The sequence below is a fragment of the Roseovarius sp. MBR-78 genome (assembly GCF_040547535.1).
GTDB lineage: Bacteria > Pseudomonadota > Alphaproteobacteria > Rhodobacterales > Rhodobacteraceae > Roseovarius.
Genome location: NZ_JBEPPX010000054.1, coordinates 1 through 6626, shown reverse-complemented (window position 1 = coordinate 6626; position 6626 = coordinate 1). Strand labels below are relative to the sequence as shown.

11 protein-coding genes and 1 pseudogene are annotated in these 6626 nt (G+C 57.6%); 4 read left to right on the top strand and 8 right to left on the bottom strand.

Annotation, left to right across the window (positions count from 1 at the left end):
• On the bottom strand, window positions 1-762 hold a 762-nt coding region (locus ABIE58_RS19775), incomplete at its 3' end, for a replication initiator protein A (protein WP_354546346.1).
• 388 nt (window positions 763-1150) lie between these two features.
• Here ABIE58_RS19775 and ABIE58_RS19770 point away from each other — a divergent pair.
• Together ABIE58_RS19770 and ABIE58_RS19765 are read left to right on the top strand one after the other, a co-directional pair.
• Window positions 1151-1411, top strand: a complete 261-nt coding sequence (locus tag ABIE58_RS19770; protein ID WP_354546345.1) for a CopG family ribbon-helix-helix protein — start codon at window positions 1151-1153, stop codon at window positions 1409-1411.
• Window positions 1408-1716 carry a type II toxin-antitoxin system RelE/ParE family toxin gene (locus tag ABIE58_RS19765; RefSeq protein ID WP_354546344.1) on the top strand — a complete coding sequence of 103 codons (309 nt, stop codon included), beginning with the start codon at window positions 1408-1410 and terminating at the stop codon, window positions 1714-1716. The genes ABIE58_RS19770 and ABIE58_RS19765 overlap by 4 nt, the downstream gene beginning before the upstream one ends.
• Before the next feature lie 14 nt (window positions 1717-1730).
• On the opposite strand, the gene ABIE58_RS19760 is transcribed toward ABIE58_RS19765, so the two are convergent.
• Window positions 1731-2291, bottom strand: a complete 561-nt coding sequence (locus ABIE58_RS19760) for a hypothetical protein (RefSeq protein ID WP_354546343.1) — start codon at window positions 2289-2291, stop codon at window positions 1731-1733.
• Complete coding sequence (locus ABIE58_RS19755) at window positions 2288-2560, bottom strand: hypothetical protein (protein WP_354546342.1); 273 nt, start codon at window positions 2558-2560, stop codon at window positions 2288-2290. Before ABIE58_RS19755 ends, ABIE58_RS19760 begins: the two co-directional genes overlap by 4 nt.
• A 142-nt stretch (window positions 2561-2702) precedes the next feature.
• On the opposite strand from ABIE58_RS19755, the gene mobQ reads away from it, so the two are divergent.
• Window positions 2703-3941, top strand: coding sequence for a MobQ family relaxase (gene mobQ / locus ABIE58_RS19750; RefSeq protein WP_354546341.1), 1239 nt, complete (start codon window positions 2703-2705; stop codon window positions 3939-3941).
• Window positions 3942-3996: 55 nt separating this feature from the next.
• Here the strand turns inward: mobQ and ABIE58_RS19745 are convergent, their stop codons facing one another.
• Window positions 3997-4398: a DUF2442 domain-containing protein gene (locus ABIE58_RS19745; protein WP_322346831.1), complete on the bottom strand. Its 402-nt coding sequence runs from the start codon at window positions 4396-4398 to the stop codon at window positions 3997-3999.
• Complete coding sequence (locus ABIE58_RS19740) at window positions 4391-4630, bottom strand: DUF4160 domain-containing protein (RefSeq protein ID WP_322346830.1); 240 nt, start codon at window positions 4628-4630, stop codon at window positions 4391-4393. The genes ABIE58_RS19745 and ABIE58_RS19740 overlap by 8 nt, the downstream gene beginning before the upstream one ends.
• Window positions 4631-4764: 134 nt before the next feature.
• Between ABIE58_RS19740 and ABIE58_RS19735 the strand changes: the two genes are divergently transcribed.
• Window positions 4765-5202 (top strand): helix-turn-helix domain-containing protein, encoded by a 438-nt coding sequence (locus ABIE58_RS19735; RefSeq protein WP_354546340.1) that lies wholly within the window; start codon window positions 4765-4767, stop codon window positions 5200-5202.
• Window positions 5203-5206: 4 nt separating this feature from the next.
• On the opposite strand, the gene ABIE58_RS19730 is transcribed toward ABIE58_RS19735, so the two are convergent.
• The 3 genes and pseudogenes from ABIE58_RS19730 to ABIE58_RS19720 form a co-directional block, all read right to left on the bottom strand.
• A complete protein-coding gene (locus ABIE58_RS19730; RefSeq protein WP_354546339.1) occupies window positions 5207-5971 on the bottom strand; it encodes a hypothetical protein in 765 nt (254 codons plus the stop codon).
• Window positions 5972-5985: 14 nt separating this feature from the next.
• Window positions 5986-6156 (bottom strand): hypothetical protein, encoded by a 171-nt coding sequence (locus ABIE58_RS19725; RefSeq protein WP_354546338.1) that lies wholly within the window; start codon window positions 6154-6156, stop codon window positions 5986-5988.
• Window positions 6157-6285: 129 nt separating this feature from the next.
• Window positions 6286-6626: pseudogene (locus ABIE58_RS19720) on the bottom strand (replication initiator protein A); the annotation flags it as partial.

Below are 6626 nucleotides of genomic sequence, written 5' to 3'. Positions count from 1 at the left end.
CAGCTCCATGCGATAGAACGGCGTGTGATCGTCTTCGATGATCTGGCGGATGTTCAGCCGGAACTTCTTCAGGGGGGCGTTGCTGCCGGTTTTTTCCTGTAGCTTGGCAAGGCCGATGTGCCATTTCGGCTGGCTGCCGCAGTGCTTGCGGCCGATCTCATACAGGCGGCGTTCCAGCGGGCGGCGCAGGCGGAAATAGTCGTTCGAAATCGTCACGACCTCATCATTCTCGATTGCGCGCATCACCCAATCGGAGAGAACGATTTCGCAGTAGTCGAGGCGGAAATGCTCGTCAGCGGTGCGGACAAAACCGCCCTCGTCGATCAAACCAAAGATGCGCGTCTCGATCTTGTTTCCGGTCGCAATATTGGTGGTGAACGTGGTCCCACGTAGACGCTGAAACGCATGTTCCAGGCGGTTGTAACCCAGATTGTTGGTTGGTCGGTTGGTTGCGATCAGTAACTCTCGACCCGTGAATCGAACGCGCTTCCCGATCTTCTCCCCCCGGTTCTTTTTGTCCATCAACTGGCTGATGCAGAAGATCAGAATGTCCTTGTCGAAGATGGTTGGGAGGCCGCGACCCGATGGGATGATCTCAAGCTTGTTGATGCCATTCTTGTACACTAGGTGGCGCATGTCTGGCTTGGTCGCGAGTGAAAACAGTGGGTGCTCCATCGAGGCCATATCGTCTTTTGGCACGACATCGGAAATGTCGAGGATGAAGAAGTCTTTCTGAGGGTGTCGGTCCGGTAATAACGCCATGAAATCTTCATAGCGGACATTCGCACCATCAGGAACCCAAAATTCGCACCATCAGGAACCGGGTTTCATTTGACCTATCAGGAACCCGGCTTCGCACCTTTCGGAACCAAAATTCGCACCTTTCGGAACCCAGACTCGCACCTTTCGGAACCCTGTGGATAGTTTCCTTTTATGGTATCAGTCGCTTAGGGGAGATTTTTAGCCCCGTAACATACTCCGTAGGTAACACTATTAACACTAGGCAGTTTTCTGGTTTAGCCCGGAATCCTGACCAACCTTGACCGAGTAAGTCAGGCAGAGAAGTGCGGGGGTCGACTGCCTCAACCTTTTCAAAGACTCCAGTCCGGTGTATGTGTTCAGATGTACACATGCTTAGAAAGAACTTATCATGCCCGCCAGCACCACGATGACGATCCGACTCGATCCGCAGTTGAAGGCGAAGCTGGGGAGATTGGCCGATGGAACACGCCGCAGCCGGTCCTTCCTGGCAGCAGAAGCCGTGGAAACCTACGTGAACCGTGAACTGGCAATCATCGAGGGCATTGAACGCGGACTTGCAGACGTGGAAGCAGGCCGGACAGTCAGCCATGAGGATGCAATGGCGACCGTGCGGCGAGCAATCAAGGTTGCGGCAGACGGCACGGCGTGAGCCGACCCGTTCGCTGGTCCACCGATGCGCTGACCGATCTTGCAGATCAGGTCGCCTATATCGCTGCCGAAAACCCCTCCGCCGCCCGTCGCGTGGCCGATGCCATCGACAAATCGGCCTTGGCCCTCGGGGACATCCCGACAGGCCGCACCGGACGGGTGACAGGCACCTACGAGAAGTCAGTGACGGGCCTGCCCTACATCTTGGCCTATGCGATCACGCAGGCAGGCGGCGAGGAAACCGTGGCGATTGTCCGGGTGATCCACACCGCCCGAAATTGGCCCGCCGAGAAATGGCCAGACTGAGCGGATAGCTCCGCTCAGTTTCCTACTGGAGATGCTTGTCTGATCCAGATGGCGCAGAAGCTGCTGCCATCGTCCTGCTCAACGATCTGTCCGCCTGCGGAAGAGCAGTAAATCCGTGGATATTGCCCAAACTCGCGCGCATCGCCCCGTCCGATGATCAGAAATGCCGCCAGAAGGCCGAGAACGGCCCCTGTAGCGAGCATGGAGGCCAGCCACACCCAGAACCCACCAAACCACCGCCACGCCTCTCTACGGGCCTCTCCGGCGGCCTGTGAGAGGCTTCTTGCGGCTTCGAGGGTCTCGGCGCGGGTTTTCCCGATAGCGGCCTCAGCGGCGCTTACAGCCGCGCTGGTGGTCTCTTCCCGGATCTTCAAGATCGAGGCCAACAGGTAATTTTTTATGGTGTTCTCGATTTGCGGCCCTGTCTGGGCCATTCGGTCCACGCCTTCGACAAGGGTTTGGTGCAGGGCCTCAGCCTCGTCCTTGTCGAGGCTGGTCCGCTTCAGGTGTTTCACATCCTCACGAATAAGGGTGATTTCATCGATGAGCTGCTGGACGGGGTCCTTGACGCTCATGGCCGGTCCGCCTTTGCCGCGACGCCATCCAGTTCCTCCAGCAGACCCACCAGCTCTTTCTGATCGACGTCACGGGTGGCGTTCTTGCGCAGGGTTGCGGCCATCCAGCGGGCGCTCTTGGGGTCTTTCAGGGCTTCGGTTGTGACGATGGCCCCGACGATGATTTTCCGCCGTGTTTCGCTGGCTTTCTGCCGCTCTTTCAGACGGGCCAGCTTGGCTTGCGTTGCCGCAATCTGTTGGTCGATACTCCGTACCATTCCCGCCCTCATAACTCATGACCTTTGTTGATTTTTGGCAAAGCTTAAAGCAAGGTGCAAGACACGAAGTGCCCACTTATACAAACGCTGCGCGTTTGTGTGGGCGGGGGAGACTGGCGTTTCCCCTCGACCCCTAAGCAAAGTGCGGCACAGAATGGCGATCTATCATCTCAGAGCTTCGATGATTTCCCGCAGTCAGGGCCGCAGCGCCACGGCGGCAATTGCCTACCGCGTGGCGGAGCGTATCGAAGACCGCCGTACCGGGCTGACCTTCGATTACGCGGCGCGGGGCGGTGTCGATCACACTGAAACCCTTGCGCCTGACCACGCCCCGGATTGGGTCTATGACCGATCCGAGTTGTGGAACCGGGTCGAGGAGGCCGAGACCCGGAAGAACAGCCAGGTCGCCCGCGAGGTCCGCGTGGCCCTGCCCGCCGAGCTGACCCATGCGCAGCGGGTCGAACTGGTCCGGGACTTCGCCCAGGAACAGTTCGTGGACCGTGGGATGATCGCCGACATCGCCCTGCACGCGCCGGGGCGCGACGGCGATGATCGCAATCACCATGCCCACATTCTGCTGACCACCCGCGAGATTGGTCCCGAGGGCTTCACCACCAAAAACCGCGACTGGAACAAGGTCGAGGTTCTGGAAGGCTGGCGCGAAGCCTGGGCGCGGGGCAGCAACATCGCCCTTGAGCGCGCCGGCATCGAGGACCGCGTGGATCACCGGACCTTGGAGGCGCAACGCGACGAGGCGCTTGAGCTGGCGAGGGCGGCGCGGGAGCGCGGCGACGAGGGTGCGGAGCTGGTGCAGACGGTGCGGGCCGTGGAGCTGGACCGTCCACCCCTGCCCCAGCTTTCCCCCGGCGCGTGGCAGATGAAGGAGCGCGGCATCGAGGTCGGCCGCGTCGGGGCCTGGCACGAGGCCAAGGCCCGTGCGACCGAGGTGATGGAGGTTGCCCGCGAGCTGGCCGGTCATGTCCGCGACTGGCTCGACCGGGCTGCAGATCGCGTGTTGGACCGCCTCGGGCCAGAGCCGCCCGAACTGGCGTTTGCCGGAGGCCGTGAGAGCCGGGAACAGGTGCCTGATCTAGCCACGCGGTTGCGGGAGGCTTGGGAAGCCCGGAAAGAGGGCCGGGAGCGGCAGGAGGCGGAGACCCCGGAGCGGGAGGGCCCGGACGATCTGGCGGCACGGTTGCGGGCCGCCGTCGACGGGATCGACCGGGCGGCGCTCAGCGATAGGGTTTCCACGCTGCGCGAGGGCCGGGAGGCCGACGAAAGGCAAGCCGAGTTGGACGCGGCGCAAGAGCGGGAGCGCATAAAAGAACTGGAACAAGAACAGGAGCGCGAAGCTCATGCCCGCCGCGATAGCGGGCATGATTACGGGTTGTAGAGCCAGCTCGGTCCGGAGACCTCCGAATATCGGAGGGCCGAGCTGGTGGGGGTGATCAGGCTTGCTTGCGCGGCCTGCCGCCCTTGCGACCATTTTCGCGGGCGGCGGCAGCTTTGGCGGGTGATTTGGTCTGCCCTGCCCGCCGAGCCATATAGGCCTTGGTTCCGAACAGTCCCGCCAACAAGCCGGGGATGGACAGGTCCACATCGAGGGCTTCCCAATGCAGGCCGTAACCAGCACCGAGGATTTCAACCGCGGCGAGGTCTTCATCCGTTGCAGTCTCCAATCCCTGCGCCACACGGGGTGGAAAGGCGAAGGTGCAACCGTTCGTCAGATCGACGATGATACGGCTGTTTCGCTTGTCATAACGCACTGCATCCGCGCGCGGCTCGGTCTGCTGCGCGATGTGGCCACGCTCAATGGCGGCATTGATTTCAGAATCTGTCAGTTCAGCCATGGATTTCCCTCCATCTGGCAAGAAACGCCTCTTGCTGGTCCTGGACGATCTGCACGGCCCGGCGCACATCGTTCCCCTTCATGCCCTGGGCCCAGACAAGAGCTGGAGTCCCGTCAGGCCCGATCAGGTTGATCTTGACTTGCCCATCACCGAACACATGCACATGGGCCGGCTCGTGATCGTCTGTGAAGATGATGACGCGCAGACCATGCGCTCGGTATATGGTGACCATAACTGTATTTAACCTATCATGATGGGTTTTTCAAGAGACTTGCAAACCGCCTATTGGCGGGTGTTTCCGATGTGTGTATCCTGAACGGCAAGAAAACCAAGGGGAAACCCCCTTGAAATACAGGCGGAAACACCATGAAACTGACACTTGGACAGGCGGCAAAGACCGCGAATCGTTCAAAGGGGACGCTGTCAAAAGCCCTTAATTCGGGCGGAATATCTGCTGAGAAGGACGACAAGGGTCGCTGGCAGATTGATCCGTCAGAGCTTTCCAGGTGGATGTCCGCGAACCCGTTTCCGAACAGCCTTCAAAACCAATCGGAAACCCCGGAAGAAACGCATGAAAACAGCGCCTTGGGCGTCGAAGTTAAGATGCTTAGAGAGCGGATAGACGCCATGACCGCCGAGCGCGACAGGGAGCGCGGCCAGCTTGTCGATCAGATCGAGGATTTGCGCGCTCGCCTGGACGGAGCTGAGAGTGAGCGGGTTCGGTTGAACGCGCTTCTGACAGATCAGCGCGAGAACTTGAAAGTTCCAGAACGAGGCACGTTCTGGAAGAGATTGCTAGGCTGAAGTGCTATCTGGTTGCATCCTCGAAGCACTGTGTTTGGATAGTCAGACGTTTGTTCTCAAGCGATGCGTCATTACCTAAGGCTAAGGTTCTAAGTTCAAGAGGTGTGAATTCCGCGAAATACTTTTGCCCAGTACAAGAGCAGAAGTAGGTGATTTCGACATCGCTCAAACCTAGCTGCCGCACTTCGTTGTCTGTGCGTATAGCAGGTAGACATGCAGCCATGTGATTGCGCCGACCTTCCTCGAGTTCGAATTCTGTGAATGGTGCGGGTGCTGCGCTTGATTCTAAACTTAAGCTAGTCAGAAAACGCATAACATCTGCTGTCGGACGACCACCTGGGACACCAGTGGCCACCATCGCAAAGCTGTCCGAAAACCGAAAAAAACGATAAGTGTATTTTACTTCAAAGCCTTGGATATCCTTCACACCTTCGATTGCGTAGTGTTGGACTGGTTTGTTGTCTGAAAACACAGGGCTGGTTTGTTGGATCGACCAAAACCGAGCGTAGTTGGTAAGAATGGTAGCGTCATCGGTATTTGGGAAAATTTTGTCGGGGTCCATTCCTGTACATTCGATCTGAACCATAGCACCATCGACGAAGGCGCGCATGGTTGTACTTGTCACTTTATAATCACCTATCTGCTGTGTTGTTTCGAATGTCTCAGGCTGCGTCACAAAGTCAGCGGAGATCGGGCAGGCACCCACTGCAGCGAAAGAGCGAGTGCTTATCACAAAAGAAAGTGTGGCCAGAGTTAGAAAAAATTTCAAAGTGCGGTTCCTAGTCATCCAAAGCCCATGATTTGCACGATTTCTTTACCATCAGGTCTGTAGCTGAGGCGAACCTCTTCAACCAATATGGTTCCTACAGTAGCTTCCGATGGACGAACTGGGAATTCTTCGCCTTTTTCTGGTAGCTTTGGCAAATCTTCTCGCCCGCGTAACACCGTAATCATTATTCTTTCCTTTCACAAAGGTTTGTCATGTTAGAAGCCTAGCACTAGACAAAGCCCGCGTGCGGCAAAGTTAAAAAAGAGAACTGAGAACGCAAAAATTTCTTGTTTTTGGCATGTGAACTTGCCCACTCAACGTAACTTATTTTGCTTTTTGCAGTATGCTAGGAATGCTGCGCCGGTGTTTTTCGGCGGGTTTCCCTTGGTCTCCTCTGATTTTGCGAACGCAAGCCAATTAGAGCGCAGGGCGTAATAGTCCCAACCCTTCTCCTTGGCGACGTTCCTTGCTTTCTCCTCAGCCCATTCCGGTAGTCGGATATCGGGCGAGAGGTGGCTTTGTGTTGAGCGCGGACGGAAGATCACCAGGTCATCTGCGGTCAGCTCCATGCGATAGAACGGCGTGTGATCGTCTTCGATGATCTGGCGGATGTTCAGCCGGAACTTCTTCAGGGGGGCGTTGCTGCCGGTTTTTT